The 23,446-nt window shown below is 58.0% G+C and carries 20 protein-coding genes and 1 pseudogene; 15 read left to right on the plus strand and 6 right to left on the minus strand.

The window, feature by feature from the left end:
- Positions 1-31 precede the first annotated feature (31 nt).
- From AC13RC_RS08810 to AC13RC_RS08830, 5 genes and pseudogenes are all read left to right on the plus strand, one after another.
- Entirely contained in the window at positions 32-1,450 is a 1,419-nt protein-coding gene (locus AC13RC_RS08810; RefSeq protein ID WP_488556948.1) for a UDP-glucose dehydrogenase family protein, read from the plus strand.
- Complete coding sequence (locus AC13RC_RS08815) at positions 1,447-1,986, plus strand: DUF995 domain-containing protein (protein ID WP_113353335.1); 540 nt, start codon at positions 1,447-1,449, stop codon at positions 1,984-1,986. Before AC13RC_RS08810 ends, AC13RC_RS08815 begins: the two co-directional genes overlap by 4 nt.
- 17 nt (positions 1,987-2,003) lie before the next feature.
- Positions 2,004-2,952 (plus strand): annotated as a pseudogene (locus AC13RC_RS08820) (glycoside hydrolase family 26 protein).
- 30 nt (positions 2,953-2,982) lie between these two features.
- The gene (locus AC13RC_RS08825; protein WP_113353337.1) at positions 2,983-3,480 is read left to right on the plus strand and encodes a DUF995 domain-containing protein; all 498 of its coding nucleotides are present in this window, start codon (positions 2,983-2,985) and stop codon (positions 3,478-3,480) included.
- Positions 3,481-4,436: 956 nt separating this feature from the next.
- Positions 4,437-5,567 carry a helix-turn-helix domain-containing protein gene (locus AC13RC_RS08830; protein WP_488556949.1) on the plus strand — a complete coding sequence of 377 codons (1,131 nt, stop codon included), beginning with the start codon at positions 4,437-4,439 and terminating at the stop codon, positions 5,565-5,567.
- A gap of 146 nt (positions 5,568-5,713) precedes the next feature.
- Here the strand turns inward: AC13RC_RS08830 and AC13RC_RS08835 are convergent, their stop codons facing one another.
- The gene (locus tag AC13RC_RS08835; RefSeq protein ID WP_145321321.1) at positions 5,714-6,721 is read right to left on the minus strand and encodes a LacI family DNA-binding transcriptional regulator; all 1,008 of its coding nucleotides are present in this window, start codon (positions 6,719-6,721) and stop codon (positions 5,714-5,716) included.
- A gap of 320 nt (positions 6,722-7,041) precedes the next feature.
- On the opposite strand from AC13RC_RS08835, the gene AC13RC_RS08840 reads away from it, so the two are divergent.
- From AC13RC_RS08840 to AC13RC_RS08850, 3 genes are all read left to right on the plus strand, one after another.
- A complete protein-coding gene (locus AC13RC_RS08840) occupies positions 7,042-8,028 on the plus strand; it encodes a sugar ABC transporter substrate-binding protein (RefSeq protein ID WP_113353341.1) in 987 nt (328 codons plus the stop codon).
- A 162-nt stretch (positions 8,029-8,190) separates the two neighbouring features.
- Positions 8,191-9,717 (plus strand): sugar ABC transporter ATP-binding protein, encoded by a 1,527-nt coding sequence (locus tag AC13RC_RS08845; RefSeq protein ID WP_488556950.1) that lies wholly within the window; start codon positions 8,191-8,193, stop codon positions 9,715-9,717.
- Positions 9,701-10,723 (plus strand): ABC transporter permease, encoded by a 1,023-nt coding sequence (locus tag AC13RC_RS08850; protein WP_112338060.1) that lies wholly within the window; start codon positions 9,701-9,703, stop codon positions 10,721-10,723. Before AC13RC_RS08845 ends, AC13RC_RS08850 begins: the two co-directional genes overlap by 17 nt.
- 44 nt (positions 10,724-10,767) lie before the next feature.
- Here the strand turns inward: AC13RC_RS08850 and AC13RC_RS08855 are convergent, their stop codons facing one another.
- Together AC13RC_RS08855 and AC13RC_RS08860 are read right to left on the minus strand one after the other, a co-directional pair.
- On the minus strand, positions 10,768-13,794 hold the full coding sequence (locus AC13RC_RS08855; RefSeq protein ID WP_113353342.1) for an alpha-mannosidase: 3,027 nt from the start codon (positions 13,792-13,794) through the stop codon (positions 10,768-10,770).
- A 253-nt stretch (positions 13,795-14,047) separates the two neighbouring features.
- Positions 14,048-14,947, minus strand: coding sequence for a LysR family transcriptional regulator (locus AC13RC_RS08860; RefSeq protein ID WP_113331799.1), 900 nt, complete (start codon positions 14,945-14,947; stop codon positions 14,048-14,050).
- 110 nt (positions 14,948-15,057) lie between these two features.
- On the opposite strand from AC13RC_RS08860, the gene AC13RC_RS08865 reads away from it, so the two are divergent.
- The 4 genes from AC13RC_RS08865 (at position 15,058) to AC13RC_RS08880 (ending at position 18,791) form a co-directional block, all read left to right on the plus strand.
- Entirely contained in the window at positions 15,058-16,140 is a 1,083-nt protein-coding gene (locus tag AC13RC_RS08865; RefSeq protein WP_113353343.1) for a 4-oxalomesaconate tautomerase, read from the plus strand.
- A gap of 47 nt (positions 16,141-16,187) precedes the next feature.
- Entirely contained in the window at positions 16,188-17,189 is a 1,002-nt protein-coding gene (locus tag AC13RC_RS08870; RefSeq protein ID WP_488556951.1) for an ABC transporter substrate-binding protein, read from the plus strand.
- Positions 17,190-17,263: 74 nt separating this feature from the next.
- Positions 17,264-18,034, plus strand: coding sequence for an ABC transporter ATP-binding protein (locus AC13RC_RS08875; RefSeq protein WP_488557043.1), 771 nt, complete (start codon positions 17,264-17,266; stop codon positions 18,032-18,034).
- Complete coding sequence (locus AC13RC_RS08880) at positions 18,018-18,791, plus strand: ABC transporter permease (protein ID WP_113331803.1); 774 nt, start codon at positions 18,018-18,020, stop codon at positions 18,789-18,791. The genes AC13RC_RS08875 and AC13RC_RS08880 overlap by 17 nt, the downstream gene beginning before the upstream one ends.
- A gap of 735 nt (positions 18,792-19,526) precedes the next feature.
- On the opposite strand, the gene AC13RC_RS08885 is transcribed toward AC13RC_RS08880, so the two are convergent.
- Together AC13RC_RS08885 and AC13RC_RS08890 are read right to left on the minus strand one after the other, a co-directional pair.
- Positions 19,527-19,883: an avidin/streptavidin family protein gene (locus AC13RC_RS08885; protein WP_113420715.1), complete on the minus strand. Its 357-nt coding sequence runs from the start codon at positions 19,881-19,883 to the stop codon at positions 19,527-19,529.
- Between the two features lie 125 nt (positions 19,884-20,008).
- Positions 20,009-20,206 (minus strand): DUF2934 domain-containing protein, encoded by a 198-nt coding sequence (locus tag AC13RC_RS08890; RefSeq protein ID WP_488556952.1) that lies wholly within the window; start codon positions 20,204-20,206, stop codon positions 20,009-20,011.
- Positions 20,207-20,489: 283 nt separating this feature from the next.
- Between AC13RC_RS08890 and AC13RC_RS08895 the strand changes: the two genes are divergently transcribed.
- The 3 genes from AC13RC_RS08895 to AC13RC_RS08905 are packed head-to-tail and all read left to right on the plus strand — an operon-like array spanning position 20,490 to position 22,207.
- The gene (locus tag AC13RC_RS08895) at positions 20,490-20,921 is read left to right on the plus strand and encodes a CBS domain-containing protein (RefSeq protein WP_113353581.1); all 432 of its coding nucleotides are present in this window, start codon (positions 20,490-20,492) and stop codon (positions 20,919-20,921) included.
- A gap of 27 nt (positions 20,922-20,948) precedes the next feature.
- Complete coding sequence (locus tag AC13RC_RS08900; RefSeq protein WP_113353348.1) at positions 20,949-21,215, plus strand: hypothetical protein; 267 nt, start codon at positions 20,949-20,951, stop codon at positions 21,213-21,215.
- A 56-nt stretch (positions 21,216-21,271) separates the two neighbouring features.
- Positions 21,272-22,207 (plus strand): NADP-dependent oxidoreductase, encoded by a 936-nt coding sequence (locus AC13RC_RS08905; protein ID WP_233788492.1) that lies wholly within the window; start codon positions 21,272-21,274, stop codon positions 22,205-22,207.
- Positions 22,208-22,565: 358 nt separating this feature from the next.
- On the opposite strand, the gene AC13RC_RS08910 is transcribed toward AC13RC_RS08905, so the two are convergent.
- Positions 22,566-23,423, minus strand: a complete 858-nt coding sequence (locus tag AC13RC_RS08910) for a transporter substrate-binding domain-containing protein (protein ID WP_113353349.1) — start codon at positions 23,421-23,423, stop codon at positions 22,566-22,568.
- Positions 23,424-23,446: the final 23 nt, after the last annotated feature.

Consider the following 23,446-nt stretch of genomic DNA (forward strand, 5'->3'; position numbering starts at 1 on the left):
GACGGGAAGGACGCTATTGGCGGGAACGCACATGAAGATAGCTGTTATTGGAACCGGATATGTGGGCTTGGTCAGCGGCACATGCTTCGCCGAATGGGGCAATCGTGTCGTCTGTGTGGACAAGAATGCCGATAAGATCGCCGCCCTTCGTCACGGCAGGATTCCGATCTACGAACCGGATCTCGACGAGCTGGTGGAACGAAACTATGCCGCGGGACGGCTGGACTTCACTTGCGACATCGCAAAGGCGGTCGAAGGAGCAGCCATCGTCTTCATAGCGATCGCTGCGCCCCCGCATCCAGGACAGGCGGATGTCGACCTTTCCTTCATTTACCAGGCAGCGCGCGAGCTCGCGGCGCTTATCTCGGCTGATAGTATCGTGGTGATAAGATCGACGGTGCCGGTCGGAACCGGCGACGCCGTGCACAGGATCATCAGCTCGGTCCGGACGCCTGGCACCTTCGCCGTCGCCTCCAATCCGGAATTTCTGCGCGAAGGCATTGCGGTGCAGGATTTTCTCGCTCCGGACCGCATCGTCCTGGGCGTGGAGGAGGAATGGGCCTGCAAACGGCTTGTCGAGCTCTATGATGTCCCGATCGAGCGCCAGAATACGCCCGTCATCATCACGATGCGTCGGACGGCTGAGCTGATCAAGCATGCCGCCAATGCCTTTCTCGCCACGAAGATCACCTTCATCAACGAACTTGCCGATCTTTGCGAGGAGATGGGCAGCGATGTCGGAGAGCTGGCGCTCGGTATGGGGCTCGACAAGCGCATCGGGGCAAGCCTCCTTGCCGCCGGCCCTGGCTATGGCGGCTCATGCTTCCCCAAAAGCGCGCTTGCGTTGTTGCAGACGGCGCAGGACCATGGCGTGGCGTTGCGTATCGTCGAGGAAACCCTTGCCGTCAACGAGATGCGCAAGCGGCGCATGGCACGGAAGGTCAGCAAGGCACTTGGCGGCGATATTGACGGCCTGACCATCGCCATTCTCGGCCTGACCTTCAGACCCGATACCGACGACATGCGCGACGCGCCCTCCGTGCCGCTCATCGAAACCCTGCAGCGCCTGGGTGCCCGCATCCGGGCATATGACCCCGTCGGCATCGAGAATGCAGCAAAAGTCCTCAGCAGCGTCGATTTCCACGAGGATCTTTATGAATGCGCGAGAAACGCGGATGCCGTCGTCGTCATGACGGAATGGGACGCCATCCGAAAGATTGACCTGGCCCAGCTCAAGAAGAAACTGCGCCAGCCTGTTCTCATAGATCTGCGAAATGCGCTGGATGCGGAAGCCGCCCGCCGGATTGGCTTTCACGTCTGCTCCATAGGTAAGTCGTCAAGCACACATAGCAGCCTGCGCGATATCGCCAAACGACGAAACCGGCAGCGAGCCGTAAAGGCGGCAACCCCAAAGCTCGTTCCAATCCACGATACGGGAGAAGCAATATGAAGCCATTAAGGACACAGACCTCCCTGGTCCCCGCCGCATCGCTGGCATGTGCGATCGTGCTTGGACTTGCAGCGGGGAGCAATACGGCCTTAGCCGCAACGACCACCAAGGTGCCGGATGGAGCAAGACCCATGACGGCGGTTGAACTTTACATGCTCTATCACGACAAGAGCTGGCGCTGGCCCGATGGTGCTGGCCGAATGCAGGATACCGACCGTCGGTTTTCTGCCTGGGTCGACGGGACTAACGGACAATCCTGGGCTGAAGGCCGCTGGGCTGTGACGGACACCGGCCGTCTGTGTCTGGAGGCAACCTGGCACGCCACGAACGGCCAGTTTCCCGCCAAGACCTGCTTCATCCATCGCATTCTCGATGGAACGATCTATCAGAAACGCGAGACTGGCGGAGCATGGTTCGTGTTTCGCCATCCCGTCACCAAGAAAACCGACGAGGCGACAAACTTGATCGCCGATGATCTGGTCTCACAACGACTGGAGGCCTTGAAGACCTCTTTGACCGTCCACAAGACCGAATAGAGGAAGGAGGCAAAGCTATGAAAACTCTATCAAAGCTGACGACGGCCTTGCTTGCGGCCGGCGCCCTGTGCGGGGGCGTATACGCTGCCAGCAACGGCCTGGACGCGAAGGCCGAGACTCGGCCTCTCTTCAACGACAAGAGGCCGATCATCACACCCCAATCGCTGCCGGGGGGGTGCCTATGATCCCAACGGGGACTTTTCCAGTGACCCCAATCCGAAGATCGAGCATCTTTTCCTGCCTTGGGAAGACGTCGATCTGTCGACGCTGAGTACGGCAGACGATTATGCCCGCAAGCGTGGGCGTTCGCTGCTGATCACCATCGAGCCCTGGTCATGGGCCCGCGACTGGCGCGTCACGCCTACCGATCTACTCAATGGAATTCTGGCGGGCCACTATGATTCCAACATGACGGCGATCTGCTCGGCGGCCGCGAAGCTCAATGCACCCGTCACCATTCGCTGGGCGCAGGAAATGGATGAGAAGAACGGGCAGTTCACCTGGGCCTACTGGAATGCGGAGGAGTATGTGAAGGCCTACAGGCACGCCGTCACCGTCTGCCGCAAGAGCCTTCCCTCGGCGAAGTATATGTGGTCGCCGATGGGCAAGGATGGGCTTGAAGCCTATTATCCCGGCGATTCATTCGTCGACGTCGTCGGGCTGTCGGTCTTCGGTTACCAGCCGTTCGATCAGCGCAAGCTCGGGCGAGATTCGACCTTCGTGGAAGCGACCAAACCCGGCTACGACCGTGTGAAACGCTTCAAGAAGCCGATCGTGATCGCGGAACTGGGCTACCAGGGCAACGAGGCCTATGTTCACGCGTGGGCCGAGGAAGCCAACAAGCCGCATTCCGAATTCCCTGACCTGAAAGCGGTGGTCTACTTCAACGACCGTGAAGTCTATCCCTGGCCGGATGGTCTGGGCAGGCCGGATTGGCGCGTCGCCACGCCGCCTCTCTTGAATTGACCGCGATGATGAAAGATTGAGGAGAAACCCATGTCTTGGTTCCGTTTCATCATCCTGAACGCCATGTTCGCGATGCTGCTGGCCGGCACCGCGAACGCGGCGACACAGCATCAAATCGATCGAATGACAGCGCGTGCGGCCCATCAAGCCATGCCAATGAGCGCCAAGGAACTGAAAAAGCTCTACTCGGGACGTTCCTGGATATGGAAGGACGGGGCCGGCTTCTTCTCGCGTCATCACCGTCGATTTACAGCCTGGTCGCATACGGGCGCTCAAAAATCCTACGCAAGGGGCATCTGGTATGCGACCGATCGCGGTAGGCTCTGCATGAGCGCTGTCTGGTACAGCAAGAAAAGTGCCGCACCCAACGTGTCCTGCTTCCTGCATCGCAAGAAGGCCGGGATCATCTATCAGAAACGAGCATCAGGCGGAAAATGGTATGTGTTCCGTCATAATCCGATCAAACATGATGACGAAGTTCTGAAACTGCGGCCGGGCGACTATGTTCGCAGACATCTGCCCGGTTGAAGTCGAATACTCACATAGGGGCTTTCTTTTGGATAGCGGGCGGCATGCGTCTCACCTGTTCCGTCGAACCGCCATCCGGGAAATGCCCCTATTCTTTGCCGCGCGCAGTGCGTGGCATCAGCCGGCTCAACTCAAAATGCGCTGCGATTGTAGCAATGCGACGTTCTTCCAAATCCACTTGGTGTGCAGATATAAGGAGAACCTTTGAAGTAATTCTCGGCAGAAACCGAAGTCGTCCTGGTAAGTGAACTTCCGCTATAGAAGACGACATTGTCCTTTTGATACTTCTTCATGTACAACTGCACAGTCTTATTCTTTACGTGCACATTCTCGGCAGCATTTGCAGTTTCATGCATGACCACCGAAGAGGCAATCGCAAGTATTATCGATAAAGAGACGCCGACCTTTCGATTACCTGCGGATAGATTGCAAGAGTTCTTCCAAAAACTCATAAGTTTACTCTCCTTGACAAGTTTCCTTCGTGTATTTCAGCGGAAAATATTTAAGCAACTTCTATAAATATCTTGAAAATATTAATGAAATCTGCTTAATTTCCCCTTACAGCCTTCGGGGCGGGGACCTGCGACAATGCTGCCTGCGATGATAATAACTTGGCGCGACATTCGGCGGATGCACAGAGCCTCGGCTCAGACATCCACAGACTTCTTTGGTTTGCCGGCCAAGGCGCACCGCGAGGCAGAATTCTTTGCTCAAGACATGAAACGATCACTTTCCTTATGTCCGTCCGCCAACCGGCGGGCGCCCGGATGGACTGAAATTCAGGCTGTTTTGCGACAATTGGGAAAGATCGTAACCGGACAAGGCCTGTACTTTCCGCGCGCGACCCATTTTGGGCGCCCATCACCTATAGGTGCCCATCCCCTCCATCCGCCCGCGGTAAGGATACCGCGGCGACTGCCAGCCGATTTGGCACGTTTTGTCGAAAGGCCGCCACGATGATGTGGAACAAGACCGAGACTACAGCCGGACAACCAGCTTTTGTCGAAAGGCGCCGGTGGCCCCGCATTTCCGAAGCTCCAATTTGCGGCAAGACCACGGATGTGCCAGAGCTCGTGTCACTGCCATTCTCCACGTCCCATGAGGCTCCCAGTCAGCAATTCCCGGCTTGGCAGAAGCATATGGCGCCGTTGATAGACGCGTATCTTCCCGAAAGCGGCCAGGCCGGAGAAGGTTTCGCCGCATCTCAAACCATCTGGAATCTTGAAGGGGCGCTTCTCATCCAGCAGCAAACGCCAGCCTTCAGCTATGAACGCTCTCCGGAGAAACTACGCTTCAGCGCCATAGATCATTGGCAAATCACATTCCTGCGCACGGGCAAGACATGGACCAGCGTCAATGGGCATGTGGTCGAAAACGAGCCCGGGATGATGGAAATCCGGGCACTTGGCTGCCCGTTTTATGGCCGCACCATAAGCGCACAATCCGTTACCCTCATTCTACCTTGCGATTTGTTCGCCGATCATGGCGGACTGCCTGGAGCAAGCAACAACATCGTCCTGGGGGGCGCGCGCGTCAAGCTGCTGGCCGACTACATCGCTTTTCTCGAAGCGAACCTCAACCGTTTGACAAGGGATGATCTACACAGTGTACGCAACCAGCTGCAAGAGATGATATTTCATAGCGTCACGCCGCTGGTGGATGGCCATGCGATCGGCGATCGCAGCTCCGAGATCGGACTGATGACGAAAGCGCGTCGCTTTATTCAGAGCAATCTCGGATCAGCGGAGCTCACGCCGGAAGCGTTGAGCCGTGAATTGGCAATCTCCCGAACCAGACTGTACGAATTGTTCCAGGCATCGGGTGGCGTGTTAAACTACGTGCGCAGAAGGCGCCTCCTGGCCGCACGCGCAGCACTAGCCGACCTGAACAATGGTCAGAAAATTGCAGATATCGCAAGTAATCTAGGCTTCGAATCGGCAGCCAACTTCAGCAGGGCCTTCACACATGAATTCGGCTACAGCCCAAGCGAAGTCCGCAGACATAGCGGGGAATGCAAGGTAGAGCACCTACCACACATGACGAAGACATCCAGCTTCAGCGACTGGCTTAATACACTGGGTATTTGACGGGTACAAACAATGCAGTGGTAAGACAATTCCGACGCAGTTCGGGCGCTGTTGAACACATGTCTCACTGACAATAGCGGATAAAGACATGCATGTAGTTCATCAATATTTAGGTGTAGTGTCATCCACAACCACGGCATCACCTTTTAATCCGGTTGTGGTGAGGACGTTGTTTCCCCCTGAGTAATCTCACAAGCCAGCAGGAGTGGTTTGCCGAGCGCCGGGGCATCCTGCTTGCCCAACAAAACGGCGACCGCCGCTGCCGCTATTTCCTGAATCGGCTGCTTCACTGTGGTCAGGCGTGGTATTGTCATGCTCGCGAGCGGAATACCATCAAAGCCGACGATGGAAAGGGCAGCCGGGATTGGGATCCCCAAATCATGGGCTGCACGCATGCAACCGATCGCCTGTTGGTCGGAACTTGCGAAGATGGCGGTTGGGCGCTCGTGGCGGGCGCGCGCGAGAAGATAGTTTCCAGCGGACCGCCCGCTTTCATAGTCGAAAGCCGCTTCCGCGATCAGCGGCGCCGCGTTCTGCTCGCCATCGCCGGCCAACTTCATCGCATCGAGATAGCCCCGGAGGCGATCATTGGCTGGGACGGAGTCTTTGGGACCCGAAATGAAGCCGATGCGGCGATGGCCAAGCTTCACAAGATGCTCGACGCCGAGGCGCACGCCGCTGCGATGATCGGCGGCAATGCCGGAATATCCCGGCAGGAGGCGGTCGACGATGACGATTGGCAGGCCCTTCGGCGGCTTGAGCGCATGGAAATCATTGCTCGGAACAAGGATGATGCCGTCCACCTTCCGACTTGTCAGCTGGCCGATGCGATCCGCTTCCTTGGCCGCGTGATCGAAAGAGGTCATGACGATGATGTTATAGCCATGCTTCGCCGCCGCTTGCTCCGCGGACTGGACGAGTTCCGAGAAGAAGGGATTGGTGAGATCGGGAATGATGATGCCGATGAGACGGCTGACCTTGCCGCGCATGCTTCTGGCAGAAGGATCGGGCGTATATCCGAGCTCTTCGATGATGCTTCTGACCCGTGCCCTCAATTCATCCGTCACGGAAGGATGGTCATTCAAAACCCTTGAGACGGTCCCGGTGGAAACCCCCGCCAGCTTGGCAACGTCTCGAATTCCAACCTTCGGCATAACGGAACCAATATCCCTTCATTTCACCTTCCGGACCATGGAGGCGCCTGAGCAGCCTCTCAGCTAATGGTCTCTGCCGCCTTAGTCAAAGGGCTTCATGTCAAGCCGATCCCCCACCGCAAAAGCAACGCCGGCTCGATGGAAACGGTTCATCATACCCATCTTCCGAGACCGGTAAAGCTCCAAATTCACCTGTTTTTCACCGCAAAATCGGTGCCTTGACAATTCCTGGCGGCATGATACCCAATATACGTGGAAACGGTTCATTGTCGCAGACAACTCAGGTGGAGCTGAGCTCAGGACCGTTCGGGAGGAAAGAAATGACCAATTCTAAAAAACGCGAATCCGTCTTGATCAACACCAAGCGGCGTACGGCGCTGAAACTGGGGCTTGCCGGCACCCTGGCGCTCGCGCTGTCCTGCGGCGTGTCGCCCGCCTTTGCCGCCAGCAAGCCGAAAGTCGGGCTGATCATGAAGTCTCTATCCAATGAGTTCTTCAAACAGATGAAGGCCGGCGCCGACAAATATGCGGCCGAAAACAAGGATAAGTTCGACTTCAAGGCCGTCGGCATGAAGGACGAACGGGACTTCGCGGCCCAGGTCGATGCCGTCGAGAACTTCGTGACGCAGAAATACGACATCATCGTCGTCGCGCCGGCCGATTCCAAGGCCATGGCCACGCCGCTCGCAAAGGCGGTGAAAGCTGGCGTGAAGGTCATCAACATCGACGTGCCGCTCGATGCCGATGCCAAGAAGGCGGCCGGTATCGATCTCGCCTTCTTCGGGCCGGATAACACGGCCGGCGCCAAGCTTGCAGGCGATGCGCTCGCCAAGGATCTTGGTCCCGGCGCGAAGGTGGTGATCCTCGAAGGCAATCCCGAGGCCGACAATGCCAAGGAGCGCAAGGCAGGCTTCATGGACTCCATCAAGAACGGCAAGCTCGAGCTTCTCGACAGCAAGACCGCGCATTGGGAGACGGAAGAAGCCAACACCGTGATGACGAATTTCCTCACCAAGTACAAGGATATTCAGGGCGTCATGGCCGCCAACGACTCCATGGCGCTTGGCGTGGTCAAGGCTCTCGACGCGTCAGGCCAGGCGGGCAAGATCAAGGTCGTCGGCTTCGACAATATTCCGTCCGTCAAACCGTTGCTCAAGGATGGCAAGATGCTGGCCACCGTCGAGCAGTACGGCGCGGAAATGGCGGCCATGGGCATCAAGTATGGCCTTCGCGAATATGCCGGCGAAAAATTCACCGGCTGGGTCAAGACGGATGTGACACTCGTCACCGCCAAGGATCTCAAATAGTCGATAAACCAGCCTTGCGGGTAAGGATGTGCTGGCATTTGCCGGCGCATCCGCTTTCCGATCGATCTTCTGGTCGGCCTTTTACCGCGAGGCGTTAGGCCCAGCGGAAGGCGGCGCGAGGAAGATCGCCATCTCCGATTCAAAAACGGAAACGCTGATGAGGTGGACGTGCCAGAGACTGTAGATGACGCCATCCTGAAGTTGGAAGGAATAGGCAAGCGCTTCCCGGGCGTCGTGGCCCTGAAGGATGTCTCGATAGAGATCGGTCGCGGCAAGGGCCACATTCTTCTTGGCGAAAACGGCGCCGGCAAATCGACCCTGATCAATCTGCTTGGCGGCGTCTTCAAGCCGGATGATGGCCGCATCTTGTTTGACGGCAAAGCCTATCATCCGTCGTCTCCGCTGGAAGCGTTCCAGGCGGGCATCCGGGTCATTCACCAGGAGCTGCACCCACTTTCCAATCTTACCGTTGCCGAAAACCTGCTCTTTGAGCATCTACCGCGCCGATACGGCCTGGTAAATTATAAGCAAATGAATGCCAGGGCGACGGAACTGCTGGCGGAAGTCGGCCTCAACGTGGCGCCGACGACGCTTGCCAGCAGCTTGAGCGTCGCCCAGCTTCAGCTTCTCGAAATCGCCAAGGCGCTGTCCAATGAAAGCAAGCTTCTCGTCCTCGATGAGCCGACGGCGACCCTAACCTCGAAAGAAGTCGACCGCCTCTTTGAGATTCTGAAGCGACTGAAGGCGCGGGGTGTCACCACGCTTTACATATCGCACCGCCTCGAAGAGATCTTCGAGGTGGGCGATGACGTGACCATCCTGCGCGATGGGCAGCATGTGATGACGCGGCCGCTCGAAGGGCTTGGAATTCCAAAAATCGTCGAACTCATGGTCGGGCGCGAACTCGCGCAGCATGACGCCTTTCGCGGCGACAGCGCCATCTCCGGCGAGGCGCTCGGCGTCGCCGGCCTCAAAGTGACGAACCATAGCCCGGAGCTGTCATTTTCCGTCGCCAAGGGAGAGATCGTCGGCATTGCCGGGCTTGTCGGCAGCGGCCGCACCGAGGCGGTCCGGGCCATATTCGGCACCGATATCAAGGCGGCCGGCGAAATCCGCATAGACGGCGAGCCGGTCGAGATTGCCTCGCCCAGGGACGCCGTAACCGCAGGACTATGTCTCGCGACCGAAGACCGCAAGATTCAAGGTCTCATGCTCGATATGAGCTGCGCGCAAAACAGCACCATCACCAATCTCGGTAAGATCTCCCGCAACGGATTGATTTTGCGCAAGGCGGAGGATGATTCCGCCCAGCGCCTCGTGCGTGAATTGCGGATAAAGACACCATCCATCCATCAGGCCGTCAGGACATTTTCGGGTGGCAACCAGCAGAAAGTCGTCATCGCCAAATGGCTGTTTCGCGGCCCCAAGGTGTTGATCTTCGACGAGCCGACCCGAGGCATCGATGTCGGCGCCAAGGCGGAGATCTACGAGCTCCTGTGGAAATTTGCCGCCGAGGGGAAAGGCGTCCTCGTCGTATCTTCGGACCTGCCGGAACTGATGAGCATTTGCCATCGCATCATCGTCTTCTCGGACGGCAAGATAGCCGGGGAAATACCCCGAGAGCAATTTGACGAGAGCAGGATCCTCTCGCTCGCTTACAAGGAGTACAGTCGTGTCCGGCAACATTGAAAAGACGACCGAGGCGAAAGAGGCCAGCGTCTGGGACAAGCTCATCCGGATCTCGATGAAAGAGGCCGGCGTCGCTATCGCCCTAGTCCTGATCTTGATCTTCTTCTCACTGACGGCGCCTTATTTCGCGACGCCGGAGAACTTCCTGAAGATCTTCGTGCAGATCGCTATCAACACGGTGCTCGCCGCCGGCATGACCTTCGTCATCCTCACGGGCGGCATCGATCTTTCCGTCGGATCGCTGCTGGCACTTTGCACGGTCATCGGCGCGACGATCATGATCGATCCGCGGTTTTCTCCGTGGCAGGCGATCGCTCTTGCATCGCTCGCCTCGATGGGGGCCGGCGCGATCCTGGGCGCCATCAATGGATGGATATGCGAGAAGTGGAAACTTCCATCCTTCATCGTCACGCTCGGCATGCTCAACGTCGCGAGCGGCCTTGCGCGTGTCGTCAGCGACAACTCCACCATCACCGGCCTGCCGCAGCCCTTCGTCGATTTCGGCAATCTGATTTTCTGGGGTGTTCTTCCCTCGATCTTCCTGATCGCGATCGTCGTCGTCCTCATCGGCTGGTTCGTGCTGCGCTACACCGTATTCGGACGTTTCGTCTTCGCGATCGGCACCAATGAGGAGGCGGTCCGCCTCTCGGGCCATGAACCGAAAAAATACAAGATAGCGGTCTTCACCATCTCCGGACTGACCGCCGGCATTGCCGCCATGGTCTATCTGCTACGCCTCAATGTCGGCAGTCCGGTCGCCGGCATTGGCTATGAATTGAACGCCATCGCGGCCGTGATTATCGGAGGCACCAGCCTATCCGGCGGCAAGGGCTCGATCATCGGGACACTGGTTGGCGCCTGTATTCTGCAGGTGCTGTCGACGGGGTTGCAGCTCTTGGGCGCCGACGACAACATCAAGCCGATCGTCATCGGCGCCGTCATCGTGCTCGCAGTCATTCTCGACAGCTATCGCGGCCGGCTTATGCGGATCCTGGAGAGCCGCTGAGAAGGCGGCTCTTTGGAGTAGGAAGGCGCCGAACTAATCCCTCGTTAGGTCCGCTGCAACTTCCATGTCCGGATTTCGAACGGCATGATATCGGCAGGGCCTGCGCGCTCCATTGGCTCTTCGAGGATGTTTAGCGGCCCCGAAGCCTGCCATCCCGACGGCAGTGTCAGAGAGAGACGGCCGCGCCGACCGGCCGGTTCGTAAAGCCGCAGGATAAGGCCCTCCCCTTCCTCGGCCGGTTTCAGGCCTGAGAAGGCGACCGGCGTACCTTCGATGTCAATTGGCGACAAGGTGCCTGCCGCAAGACCGCTTGCCTCCATGCTGACCAACGGCTGGTTGAGATCGATCGCCTCCGATAGAACTCCGCCTTCATACCAGGCGCCCTCATGCGGCATCAGCGCATAGGTGAAGCGCTGCTGGCCTTCGTCGGCGAGTGGGTCGGGATAGATCGGCGAGCGCACGAGGCTCATGCCGATGACATTGCCGCGGGCGCTATGACCGTATTTGGCATTATTGAGCAAGGCAACGCCGAAACCGGGCTCGCTCAGATCGACGAAGCGGTGTGCCGCCGCCTCGAACATCGCCTGCTCCCACGAGGTGTTGGTATGCGTCTGCCGCTCCACGACCCCGAAGGCGCATTCGAAAGTCGCTGTGCGCGACCGCACGGCGACCGGATTCAGGGTTCTGAGCAGCGTTCGCCGATCATGCCAATCGATGGTCGTCTCGATATCCAGTCTCCGGGCATTGGCCGTCAGAACATACAACTGGGTCACGGTCGAGTTGCGATATCGATAGACAACTTGGATCGCTGCACGATGCGGCCCCTCCTCGACCAAGGCAATGCTCTCCGGCTGTTCGAGCCGGATGCCTTTCTCGGCATAATCTGCGTCCACGTCCCAGGCGTCCCAGTTACGTGGCTTGTCGGCGGGATAGACCCAGAGCTGGTTGGCGGCCCCTTCGATCGCCTCCCGCCCCGTTGCCTTGTGAACAAGACTCGAGACGGCTCCGTCCTGACCGATGACGATAGACAAATGCTCGTTTTCGAGGTGATTGCTATCGGCTTTCAGAACCCCGGCCGGCCTTATCGCCTCGCGATCGAAGACCGCGACGGAAAGAGGCGCGATGGGATCAGCGGAGGCCAGAACCGTTCCATCAGACAGCAATGCGGTGAGCGGGCGCGCCGACAAAGACGGGTTAACGACGACAAGCGCATCGGCGACCCCGCCAAGAGGAAGATGGGCCGACAGCGTCTCCAGGGCACTTGCCTGCTCCGCCTTGGCCTTGCCGATTACGTCGTCAAGTTCCCGCTCGGCATCCACGTAGACCTCGCGAATACTCGATCCGGGAAGGATATCGTGAAACTCGTTTTTCAGAACGACGCGCCAATCGGCCTCAAGACTTTGAGGTTTGGCGGCGCCCAGCATATGGGCGAGCGAGGCCAGCGTCTCCGCCGTGATCAGGGCGCGTTCGGCCTGGCGATGCTTGCGCTTGACGCCGCTTTGCGTCGTCAGCGTTGCGCGATGGAGTTCGAGGTAGATTTCGCCATCCCAGACCGGAAGTTCCTTGTCCTTAGCGGTGAGGTGCGCCTTTTCGTAAAAACTCTTTACCGTCCCCCAGCGCGCCTTCGGGATCGCCGGGAAGTCGCGCAGCTGTACCTCACGCTCGACCATCTCCGGCGTGACGCCTCCACCGCCATCGCCGTAGCCGACGGCCAGCAACGAGGTGTCGTGCTGCATCTTGCCGCGGAAATTCTTCCAGGTCGGCACGAAGCAATCCGGTTGCACGAAGCCGTTGTAGCCTTGCATGGGATTGTCGAATGTATGGGTCAACACCTTGCTGCCATCGAGCCCCTTCCACCAGAAGAGATCGGACGGAATGTGATTGGTTTCGCTCCAGTTCACCTTGATCGTGAAGAAGCTATCGATGCCCCCAAGCCGCAGGATTTGCGGCAAGGCACCTGAAAAGCCGAAACAATCCGGCAGCCAGCAGACGCTATGACGCAGGCCGAAATGCTTTTCGAAATAGCGCTGACCATAGAGAACCTGGCGCACGAGGCTCTCGCCGGTCGGCATGTTGGTATCCGGCTCGACCCACATGCCGCCGACGGTTTCCCATTTTCCCTCGGTAACTTTCTTCTTAATGCGCTCGAGCAGTTCCGGATCGTCCTCTTCCATCTGCGCATAATATTGGGCGGTCGATTGATTGAAGCGGAAATCGTCGGAGCGTTCCATCAGCGAAAGCGCTGTATTGAAGGTGCGGCGCATCTTGCGACGCGTCTCGCCATAGGGCCAAAGCCAGGCCAGATCGATATGGGCATGACCCGTCAGCAGCAGCTCGCCATTTTGCGGGAAACGCGCCTGAAGCTCTTTCAGCTGGGCCAGCAGGCGATCATAAGCAGCGGCGGCGGAAGCGCTCTGCGCGTCGCTGAGACCGGCCGGATCGCCCTGAAGTTCCGGCAGCTCCCAGATCTTCTGCTGCATTGCCGCCCCTCCGGTGCGCGAGATATAGGCTGATGTCTCCGATGGCCAGTCGAGACTGCGCAGCGCCCGTTCGGCGGCATCGATCAGATGCGGCACCGCTTCATGGCCATCGAGAATATCGGCAGCCTCGCCGATCTGCTGCAGCAGAAGATGCAACCGGTGGACGGCCTCATCCAGCCAGATCAATCGCGCCTTGTTCAGCTTCGGCGCCCTATTGGGCTCGCCGAAGGGAAAACGCGCGACGCTCTCGGTTGTGATCTGGAAGTCGCGACCCTTGATCGGAAACTCCTGGTGATAGGGGTCCAGACCGAAGGTCTCCGCTTCGCCATCAGGGTAACGCAGCGTCAGCAGGCTCTCGCCGCCAAGATCGAGCTGCAGGCGGGTTTGTTCAAGCGGCCAGTCCCGCGGCCCCGTTGCCTTGGCGGCAAAGCGAACCGTCCCTTCACGATGCGGCCAGTCCTGATGATGCGCAATCGGCTCCCCATCGAAGGTCCAGCCGTCGATCGCGAGACTTTTCCTGTCGCGCCAATGCGCAAGCTCCGTAGTGCGGACTTTCAGGCGATCAAGGCGTTGGGCAATAGTGAGGGACATTGGCGGATCCTATCGGGAAATCGGCAACTGACGACGGGGGAGAAAATAAATCAGCGCGAGTTGATCGCCGGCCCCGCGCCCCTCTCCCTCCCAGCGGATCGCATAGCCCAGGTTTAGATTAAGTAACTTTGTTTTGGCGTCAAGGCGTACGGAAATAAGTTGCAAGAGTTTTGTGTGCCTCGACCCGGACACGTTCGAACTGCACCGAGCCGCTACCAGCGCTTGACCTTAACACGCGGAATAGAGAAGTGCCCTAAATCTGTCGCCACGCCCCGATCAGCATGCGCATGAAATGCTCTGCAGCGGGGGACAAGGTGCCTCCGCGGCGGCGCACAATGCCGATGGTGCGCGAGATCTCGGGGTTTCTGATGGGACGCGTGATCAGGAAGGGATGTTCTCCCTGGGGGGTCGCCATTTTCGGCAGCACGGAAATCCCAAGCCCCGCCTCCACTAGGCCGAGCGATGTGGAAAGATGGGTCACTTCGTAAAACCAGTTGAGCTTGATGTTGGATCTGGCCAGAGCGGCATCGAGCAAAGTCCTGTTGGCGCTCGAGCGATGAACCGTAATGAGGGGATAAGGCTCGAGATCCTGCCATCGGACCTCTTTCTTTTCCGCTAGCGGATGGTCCCGCTTGGCCGCCAGGACAAACGGGTCTTCCGCTAGCCTCTCGAAGACCAGATCGCTGTCCGAGCTTCCCATGATATTGATTCCGAATTCGACTTCGCCGCGCGCCACAGCCTGAAGTGCTTCGGTCGCAGTCAGATCGAGGATCCGAAGCCGGATATTCGGATATTCATGGTTGAACTGGCGGATGACGGAAGGCAGGAAATAAAATGCTGCCGTCGGCAGGCATGCAATCGTTACCAGGCCTCCGCGCTTGGCTCCCAGTTCCCGCATCGAAAACAGCGAACCGTCGAATTCTTCGAGCATACGCTGCACCAGAGGCACGAGTTCGGTTCCAAGAGCGGTGGCCGCGACATGGCGCGTCGTCCTTTCCAGCAGCGGCGCGCCGATCGCCTGCTCCAGCTTTTGAATGCGGCGGCTGAGCGCCGGTTGCGACATGTTCAGCTGATCGGCCGCGCGATGAAAGCCCTGCAGCTCGACCACGGCGAGGAAGGCTCTAAGGTCAAGGATCTCACAATTGATGTTCATTTCGTATCAATGTCCTCGATTTTAGCATTTCACATATCAATCATTAATTCCATAATAGCAATAACAAGGCGAATTAATACGATAATCACATCATATGGCGAGAAAAACGCATGAATGATTTACTCTCCATACCGTGTGTCCTGATGCGGGGTGGCACCTCGAAAGGCCCGTTCTTTCTGGCGTCGGACCTGCCACAGGACCCGGCCGAGCGGGATCAGGTGCTTTTGTCCGTGATGGGCTCGGGGCATCCGCTTCAGATCGATGGTATCGGAGGAGGAAATCCGGTCACCAGCAAAGTTGCCATCTGCGGACCGGGAACGGTGCCCGGTGCTGATGTGGACTATCTGTTCGCGCAGGTTCGTGTCGACAGGCAGATCGTCGATACCTCACCCAATTGCGGGAACATGTTGGCGGCTGTTGGGCCGTTCGCGATAGAGGCGGGGCTTGTGCCGGTCGCGGGAGACACCACCCTCGTCAAGATCTTCAACGTCAACACCGGCAAGATGATCGAAGCCGAGGTTCCGACGCCGAATGGTGCAGTCGCCTATCTCGGCGACGCGAGAATTGACGGCGTACCCGGTCAGGCCGCTCCGATCGCGCTCACGTTCAAGGATGCGGCGGGTGCGCGAACGGGTGAGCTTTTTCCAAGCGGCAAATCGACAGAGACGATCGCCGGCATCGATGTGACCTGTATCGATTGCGCGATGCCGATGCTCCTGATCGAGGCAGCCTCGCTTGGCGTGACCGGATACGAGAGCGCTGCCGAACTGAACAGCAATCATTCGTTGATCGAACGGCTGGAAGACCTTCGCATCCTCGCCGGCGAGAAAATGGGAATGGGTGACGTTCGCGGTCAAGTCACTCCGAAACCGGTCCTCATCTCTCCCGCCCGACAAGGCGGCGCATTGAACGTTCGCTACTTCATGCCGAACGAATGCCATCCGTCACTGGCGACGACAGGCGCTGTCGGGATCGCAACGGCCTGTGTAAGCGAAAACACCGTCGCATCCCGCCTTATCGGCGTTCAAACACCGCCTATCGTGCTTTCCATCGAACATCCCAGCGGCCATCTGGACGTGAAGTTGCAGTTGCGGGATGGGAAGCTCGTCGCCGGGATTCTTCGCACGGCGCGCAGGCTGTTCGAGGGCCATGTCTTTGCAAAGCCTGCCAAAACGCTGGTTTGTGCAGCATAATCAATCAACCTATGGTGCCGGGAGGGTGCCAAAATGGAGGAGATCAAATGAAAAAGCTTATTCTCGCACTCGCGGCAGCGGTAGCGCTGTCCGGAACGGCTTTGGCGGAACCTGTTCGCATAAGCGTCGGTTCCTACAACCTCAACAACCTGCCTTTCCCGGTCGCGCAGGGCTTGGGCCTTTATGAGAAAGAGGGGCTGGAGGTCACAGTCGAAAACTTCGCGTCGGGTGGTTCGAAAACCCTGCAGGCGCTGGTTGCCGGCTCGACGGACGTTGCTGTCGGCTTTTACGACCATACGATTCAGATGCAGTCGCAGAACAAGCACGTTATTGCCTTCGTGGAGCTCGGGCGCAATTCCGGGCTCGTTCTGGCAGGCGGCAAGGACGCGAAATTCGATCCGAAAAATCCGGAAACGATCAAGGGCGCCAAGATCGGAATCACCGCTCCGGGCTCATCCTCGGATTTCTTTATTCGCTACTATCTTCAGCGGCATAAGCTCTCGGCGAACGACGTTTCGATCATCGGCGTCGGATCGGGCGCCGCGGCAGTGGCGGCTCTTCAGCAGGGCAAGATCGATCTGCTCGTCAATTATGATCCCGCGGCGACGTTCGTTGTCGAGAAAGGCGTCGGAAAGATCCTGATCGATGCCCGCAACGACGATGGCGCCAAGGAAATCTATGGCGGCATCTATCCGACATCGGTCCTTTACGCCACGCAGGACTACATCTCCAAAAATCCGGAGACCATTCAGAAGGTCACCAATGCAACGGTAAAGGCGCTTCAATGGATGAAGACGCACAGCGCCGCGGAGATCGTCGAAAAGCTTCCGCCGGAATTCATTTCGGGCGACAAGGAAACCTATATCAAGGCGGTTGAAAACGCGCGGCAGATCTTTTCCACGGACGGGCTGCTCGACGAAAAAGATATCAAGACGCCTCTCGATGTCCTGACATCGTTCAACGACAAGGTCAAGGCTGCCAAGATCGACCTTTCCAAGACTTATACCAACGAATTTGTAGCTAAGGTGCCGGCGACGGCATCGAACTAAGGGAGGTTAAGATGTCCGTGACAGCCTTAAAGCCGGCAACACAGACACCTCATGCAGCGGCGTCGTCCAAGGCAATGGTGGCAATCGAAAATGTCACCATGTCCTTTGGCTCCTTCGTCGCGGTCCAGGATGTAAATCTGACGGTGGCCGATGGTGAATTCGTCGCCATCGTGGGGCCGACAGGCTGTGGCAAGAGCACGATCCTGAATGCGATCGCCGGACTTCTGAAGCCGGCAAAGGGCTCGGTCTCGATTGATGGCGGCGTGGTCTCGGGCGTCCAGAATAACATCGGCTATCTATTTCAGCAGGACGCGCTATTCCCTTGGAAAACCGCGATCGAGAACGTGGAACTGGGGCCCTTGTTCCAAGGTGTCGGCGCTGGCGAGCGCCGGGAGCAGGCCCTTAAATGGCTGGCCAAGGTCGGTCTTAAAGGCTTCGAGGACCGCTATCCGCATCAGCTTTCCGGCGGCCAGCGTAAGCGTGTGCAAATGGCGCAGGCGCTGATAACGGGGCCGAAAGTCATCCTCATGGACGAGCCATTCTCCGCCTTGGACATTCATACCCGGCATCTCATGCAAAACGAACTGCTTCGCCTGTGGCAGGAAGAGCGGCGGGCTGTGGTTCTGATTACGCATGATCTCGAGGAAGCGATTGCCCTGGGGGATCGTGTCGTGGTTCTGGCGTCAGGTCCCCGGTCGCGCGTCATCGACAGTTTCCCTGTCGATCTGGAGCGTCCTCGCGATGTCGCGGAGATCAAGCTCGATCCCCGCTTTACTGACCTCTATCGTAATATTTGGGCTTCCCTGCGCGGTGAAGTGGAGAAAAGCTATGAACGCCATGACTGAGAGACTTACCCAACTGGCATTGCTGCTGGTGATCGTCGGCGGTTGGGAGATCGGCGTGAATCTCGGCGTGGTCGATGTCTTCTTCTTTCCCTCGCCCGTCGATATCATAAAGCAGGTGTTCGCATGGGTTGCCGATCCCAGCTTCTTCAAGCATGTGACCATTACCTTGACCGAAACAGTGCTCGGCTACGTTATCGGCACGGCTCTCGGCGTGGCCGCAGGCGTATGGCTCGGCCTGTCGCGCTCGGCTGCCCGGATCCTCGATCCATTCATCAAAGGCCTGAACGCCATTCCGCGCGTGGTCCTTGCTCCGATCTTTGTCCTTTGGCTCGGTCTGGGGCTCTGGTCCAAGGTGGCGCTCGCCGTCACGCTCGTGTTCTTCGTGACCTTTTTCAACGCGATGCAGGGCGTGCGTGAAGTCAATCCCGTCGTGCTGTCGAATGCCCGCATCCTCGGCGCGAAGAAGTCCGAGCTGCTGCGTCACGTCTATTTCCCGGCCGCGGCGAGCTGGATTCTGTCTTCGCTTCGAACATCCGTGGGGTTCGCGGTCGTCGGCGCCATCATCGGTGAATATCTGGGTGCGTCGGCCGGCCTGGGATACCTCATCGCGCAGGCGGAAGGTAACTTCGATGCCGTCGGCGTCTTCGCGGGCATCTTCATCCTGGCGGTGTTCGTCCTATTGATCGATCTCGTCCTGGATTTCGTCGAAGCTCGCCTGATCAAGTGGCGTCCGCGCGCGGCGGAACGGACCACCTAATTGCGCCACGGTCGGAGAGAGAAGGAAACCGGCGAGCATCTATCCGCACATGTTCGCGGTTCGCCGCAACGAAGCCGGATACGGAAATCGGCAAGAGGGTCTCTGAGACGATTGTCAGCGTCGGAAAAGACCGAGGCTTGGCGAACATCGGATTTTATTGCTCGCTCTCTCCAACTGAAGGCTGATTGCGCATTACACGCGGAACGGCTTTGTTTCCGTCGGACTCCATTCATGAGCGGCAAAATGATGAAGCTCGTGGGCGCCATTCAGGACAACGGTCCGAGCAGTTTCTGGCAGGGTTCGCGAGCCACTGAGATGGCGTATGGCTCCGAATTCATCCCGCCTTTAAAGCGCGTCGGTGAGCTTCTATCGCCAGCCCGTCGTTTAGGGCAAGCGCTGATACGGAGAACCAACCGCGAGGATTCTATTGCAGGCGTGGGAAAAGGGTCCTTACTCGTAAAAGACCGCAAATGTGGGCCGGAGTCCGATGCCACAGGCTACAAAGGCCGATTGGATACATGATCGAGCCGGCGCCCGGCCAGCGAGCTATAAGTCGCGCAATCGATGGCTCATAGAAGAAAATCGAAATACAACGACCTCTTGCTGCGGCTGAATTAAGCTCAGGCTCTAAGCCGTGGGCGGGTCGGACTGGAGGGAGGATAGCGCATCAACTCCCTTCGCTCTTGGGATGCTGATACGCAACGTCCGGCTGGAACCGACACTCCACGGCGCTCGCTAGGATATCTGTTCGAACGTATCGGCGTTGGTTTGCACGGAATGAGCCCAACCGAGCTCTCGCGCCCGACCGGATTGCTCGGGCTTCCTGCTGGTCACAACATGCCAGATCGTCTGGAGCTTTTTCTCTCGCAACATTCCGGTGAACGAGCAGATGGAGGTCGAACCTTCGCCCGCCATTCCAAAAGCGAAATTTATGCAATCATCGAACCAAACGCCAGCCACCGGCAACTCGGAGCCAAAAAAGACACTGTCTTGCAGCGCGGTCTTGAATGTCCCTCTGATTAAACCATCCTGCTCGTCGGTGATCTTGACCGTCGAGCCATATTGATTGCGCCAAATTCCAGTCCAGCTCATGATGGATGTCTCCTTGACGTTTTTGTGGGCGGCAAGTCGATCAGGCGTTGCGGGCCTGTTCCGGACGTCTGGTCAACCGAATTCCTCGACAATCCTCACACAGACGCCGGCGGACTTACGGAGCGTTATTCACGAATAGGACGCCCGTAGGCTGCTTTTTTCCCTTTGCCTTTAGAGACCGGAGATGTTTCTGCTTCGCGTTCCGTATCTTGGTGCTGCTCTTCGGCCCGTTGCCAATGATCGAGATCGCGTCCGTCGGGCCGCCCTTCTTCCTCCCAGATCCTATAAGCTCGCTCGCGGCGCTTGGCTTCATCATCATCCATTGACTTGCTCCTTGATGTTGAATGCGGATTTCTAAAAGCTTGGACAGCGTCGGCGATCTAATCGACCAGGAAATCGAAAGTTCCCTCTGGATAATTTATTGCGGAGAAGCGCGTGCAGGTTGAGCGCGCGGTGGTGGCTCGCCGAAGATGGCGCAAGCTCAGGAGCATGGCTGAAAGTTCCGCTTTGGCAGTCGGCGATGCATTTTTCAGCTGCCTTTGCTCCGATGAAGGAACTCTGGATGCCCACGCGAGTTGGGGTCTCTCTTTCAAGGAGGACAGAGACATGCAAGTGAACGCAGCAATGACGCGCGACGTGCGCGTCGCAAATCCTAATCATTCCATTCGCGACGCCGCGGTCATGATGGCCGATCTGGATGCCGGCGTTCTTCCTGTCGGCGAGAACGACAAGCTCGTGGGCATGATCACGGATCGCGACATTACAGTCCGCGCTGTCGCACGCGGCAAGGGACCCGACACCAGGATCAGTGACGTGATGTCGGCAGAAGTTAAATACTGCTTCGAAGACGATGATGTCGACGACGTGATGACAAACCTGGGGAACATCCAGGTGCGGCGGCTGCCGGTGCTCAACCGAGACAAGCGGCTGGTCGGCATACTCTCGCTCGGAGATCTCGCTGTTTCCATGGCTGATGGGTCCGCCGGTCCCGCGCTCGCCGAAATCTCCAGACCCGGTGGAGCGCATTCGCAGACCTGAACCAGCAATTATCGAAGGAACGACGCCATGTCCGCATCGAAAACAACCACGGACCATGAAACAATCCGTAAATGGGTGGAAGCAAGAGACGGCCGTCCATCACGTGTGAAAAGCGCCGGCGGCAATGGCGGCCTTTTGCGGATCGATTTTGGTGAGCCCGAGCAAAACTTCGAAGAAATCGGCTGGGACGAATTCTTCCGGATCTTCGACGATAACAAGTTGGCGTTCCTCCATCAGGAAGAGACGGAGGACGGTCGCGAAAGTCGCTTCAATAAATTCATCAATCGGTCGTGATGTCGGCGGCGGTCTTACGCCGGCGACAGCCATAATTCCTGGAAAGGCGGTTTAACATGCCCAAGATGATGGCCATTAGAATGCATGAGTTCGGCGATGCCGATGTCTTGCGGCTTGACCAGATCGAACGGCCCTCCCCCGGTGAAAACGAGATTTTGGTCAGGGTCGCGGCGGCAAGTGTCAATCCTGTCGATTGGAAGATCCGCAAGGGTGGCTATCCCGCGGTCAAGCAAGATGACCTGCCGATCGTTCCCGGACGCGATCTTGCGGGCACTGTCGAGGCTCTTGGTCGCAAAGCAACCGGCTTTGCCAGCGGCGATCGCGTAATCGCGTTCCTCGACACGAAGCGGGGCGGCTACGAGGAATATGTCGCCGTTCCGGCTGCGTTGCTCACGAAAATGCCATCCTCGATCAGTTTCGAGGAAGCCGCGGCCATTCCGCTCGCCGCCATGACCGCATGGCAGGGATTGTTTGATCATGGCCGCCTTCGAAGCGAGCAGCGGGTTCTGATCCATGGAGGGGGTGGAGGCGTGGGCCATTTCGCGATCCAGTTCGCGAAGGCCAAGGGAGCTTGGGTCGCAACGACTGTTTCGGGGCTGGACATCGATCTTGCCCGGCGCCTTGGCGCGGATCAGGTCATCGACTACAAGTCCGAACGTTTCGAGGATATGCTCGATCCCGTCGATATGGTCTTCGACCTTGTCGGGGGTGAAACACAAAAGCGCTCGTTCGAAGTTATCAAGAACGGAGGCGTTCTGGTGTCGACACTAGGCGAGCCGGAACGACCGGACACCGTATCCGGTAATATTCGGGTTGCCGGCTATATGGCCACGCCGAATGCGGGCCAGCTTCATGAAATCGTCGATCTGATAGAACAAGGGCAGGTCAAAGTCCTGCTTCACAAGGTTTTTCCGCTTGATATGGCCGCAGACGCTCAACGAACCCTGGAAAGCGAGCACGTCCAAGGAAAAATCGTTCTGAGCGTGGACTGATCGGCGAAGATAGATGGATTGCCGACACCGGACTTATTTCAACCGATCGGAAGGGTGATGGTAGACCAAGCTGTCCGGTGTGGTTGCACAGCAGTCGTGCAATTCTGGAATTCCATTCCGTCAATGCAAGGACGATCGAGAACGCCTAGCTCGATCCGACTGCAATAACGCCGCCTGACGGCCAAATAATCGCCTTGGCACCCAGGCAAATCTCGCCGACGCGCCTGAGCCGGCCATCCAGATCATCCCGATGACCTGCGCGTCATCGGGATGACAGGTTTGAAAGAGCATTTCGCTGCGGTTGCCCGGCACGATCAAAGGCATGCAGCGGGGGCGACCGTTTAGCCTCGCTCTGGATTTACTTCGGGGTCACGTCGAAGCCGAACCATTTCTGAGACAGCTTCGCGATCGTACCGTCGGCTTTTGCCGCCGCGATCGCATCGTTGAACATCGCCTTCAGCTGGGTGTCGTCCTTGCGCAGACCGACGGAACTGCCCCGGCCGAGGAGGCCGCCTTGGAAGCGCGGTCCGGTCACGGTCATATCTTCATTGCCGGGTTTTGCCGCGGCCGTCGACAGATAGGCCATCGACGCCATGATGAGATCGACGCGGCCGGCCTTCAGGTCGAGGTCATGCTGCTCGGTGGTCTTGTATTCGCGAATATCGGCGACGCCCTTCAGATATTTGTCGAGGAAGGTTGCCGCGATCGATGCCGTCTGCACGCCGATCGTCTTGCCCTTGAGCATCGGTTCGAGTTCCTTCAGCGCCTTGACCGCGCCGGCTTCATCCGTCGCGAGGGAAAACACCTGGCCCTTCATGGGAAGATCGGCAAGCGGGGAATCCTTCAGGGTTGCGAACGTCTGGCCGGTGGTGCCGTAGGAATCGCTAAAGGCAATGACCTCCTCCCGCTTGGCGGTCGCCGACATGCCGGAAATGATCGCGTCGAATTTACCCGCATTGAGTGCCGGGATCATGCCGTCGAAGGGCTGGATGACGGTCGTGCATTCGACTTTCATGTGATCGCAGAGATATTTGATCAGTTCGATCTCATATCCGTCCAGGCTGCCGTCCGCCTTGGTGAAATTCCATGGACGAAAAGCGCCTTCGGTCGCGATGGTGACATGCGTCCACTTTTTGTCCTCGGCGCGCACGACGCTCGCCGTCGCGAACGTGGCGACCATTATGAGCGCGGTTAGAAGTCCGGTCAGGTATTTCATGATCGAGTTCCCCATTGTGATTG

This window comes from Martinezella sp. CNPSo 3890, from assembly GCF_057784455.1.